A 2,103-nucleotide genomic window follows, 5' to 3' on the forward strand; every position below is an offset into this window, starting at 1 on the left:
CGGGGCGGTGGAGGCGGCCGGGCGGCTCGCGGCCGGCGGGGTGGCGGCCGGCGGGGTCGCGGGGCGCATTGGGGCGCCCGCCGGTGCCGGGCGGGTCGGGGACGCGGGTGCGGACTCGGCGGTGCGAGCGGGCACCTGGCGGGCCGGGGACGCGGGGGCGCCGGCCGGGCGGCCTGCCGTGCCGGGGGCCGGAGTGGGCGTTGCGGGCCGAGGGGCGGAGGCGGCGGAACCCGGGGCCGGACGCGCCGGGGCCGGACGCCCGGCGGGGGTTGCCGGCGCCGCAGGGGCAACCGGCCGGTCGGAGGCGGGCCCGCGGCGGGGCGGCGCGGGAGCCGGCCGGGGCTCCGGGGCGGAAGGGGCGACCGCAGGAGAAGGAGCGGCAGAAGCGGTCGGCGCCCCGCGGCCGACGGTGGCGGAAGGCACCCCGGCAGCGGGAACGGGAGGCGCCGCCGGGGGCTCCGGGGCCTGGGCGGGTGCCGGAACGGGCGGGGTTTTCGGAGAAGCCTGCGGAGGGACTTCCGGGGGGAGGAACGCGTCCGAGATGCGGGAGGCGGGGCGTCGTGCCTCGGTGCTCATCCGCCCCCCTGCTTGTCGTCCGGATCGCGTTGCGGGGCAGGCCCGTTCATCAGCGCGTGTCGTCACTTTACGGCTTCCGCCCAGGTGCGCCGCAACGAGGCCGCAGCTCGGGGCGGATCTGACCGGAACATCCCCCTACCCGGAGGTAGCACGGTCTGGCAGTCTCGGGCCATGACTCCCCGTGCCGCTGACCGGGCCCGGTACGACCGGGCCACCGCCCACCTCGACGCGCCGCTCGCGGTCGTCGACCTGGAGGCGTTCGACGCGAACGCAGCCGATCTGGTCCGCCGGGCCGGCGGGAAGCCCGTCCGGGTGGCGAGCAAGTCGGTGCGGTGCCGGGCGCTGCTGGAGCGGGTGCTCGCACGGGACGGCTTCGCCGGGATCATGTCGTTCACCCTGGAGGAGTCGCTGTGGCTGGCGCGGGCCGGGTTCGACGACGTGCTCCTCGCGTATCCGTCGGCGGACCGGGCGGGTTTCGCCGGGCTGGCCGGTGACGCCAAGCTCGCGGCCGCGGTGACCGTGACGGTGGACGACCCCGCGCAGCTGGACCTGATCGACGCGGCGCGCGACGGCGGCACCGAGGAGATCCGGGTGTGCCTGGAGCTGGACACGTCCCTGCACCTGCTCGGTGGGCGGGTACGGATCGGGGCGCGGCGTTCGCCGCTGCGCACGGCCGCCCAGATGGCCGAGGTGGCCCGTACCGTGGCGCGGCGGCCGGGGTTCCGGCTGGTCGGGCTCATGGCGTACGAGGGACACGTCGCCGGTGTCGGTGACGCCGTCGCGGGGCGGCCGCTGCGGTCGCGGGCCGTGCGTCTGATGCAGGCGGCGGCCCGCAGGGAGCTGGCCGTGCGGCGGGCGGCCGTGGTGGACGCGGTGCGCGCGGTCGCGCCGGGGCTGGAGTTCGTCAACGGCGGCGGCACCGGCAGCGTGCAGCACACGGCGGCCGAGGATGCGGTGACCGAGATCGCGGCCGGTTCGGGGCTCTACACGCCGCGGCTGTTCGACAACTACACGTCGTTCACGGGCCGTCCGGCCGCGCTGTTCGCCCAGCCGGTCGTCCGCCGCCCCGGCGTGGGCGTGGTGACCGTGCTCGGCGGCGGCTACCCGGCGTCCGGCGCGGCGGGCCGGGACCGGCTGCCCGTCCCGTACCTGCCGGAGGGATTGCGCTACGACCCGCAGGAGGGGGCGGGAGAGGTGCAGACACCGCTGCTGGGCGCACCCGCCGACGACCTGCTGATCGGTGACAAGGTGTGGTTCCGGCACGCGAAGGCCGGTGAGCTGTGCGAGCGGTTCGACGCGCTGCACCTGATCGAGGGCGACCGGGTGACCGCGACCGTGCCGACGTACCGGGGCGAGGGCCGGACGTTCCTCTAGGCCTGTCCGCGAAGTCCCGTCGGCCCCGTTCCGCGGCCGTCCGGGGCGGACGGCCGCGGAGCGGGGCGGCGGGCCGGAGCGGGGCGGCGGGCCGGGGCGAGGCGGCGGGCCGGGGCGAGGCGGCGGGCCGGGGCGGGGAACGCCGGTCCTACC

The 2,103-nt window shown here is 78.2% G+C and carries 1 protein-coding gene; it reads left to right on the forward strand.

Annotation, left to right across the window (positions count from 1 at the left end; genetic code table 11):
• Window positions 1-747 precede the first annotated feature (747 nt).
• The gene (locus IH00_RS0134125) at window positions 748-1,950 is read left to right on the forward strand and encodes an amino acid deaminase/aldolase (protein WP_031080035.1); all 1,203 of its coding nucleotides are present in this window, start codon (window positions 748-750) and stop codon (window positions 1,948-1,950) included.
• Window positions 1,951-2,103 lie beyond the last annotated feature (153 nt).

The sequence above is a fragment of the Streptomyces sp. NRRL S-118 genome, assembly GCF_000716335.1.
Classification (GTDB): domain Bacteria; phylum Actinomycetota; class Actinomycetes; order Streptomycetales; family Streptomycetaceae; genus Streptomyces.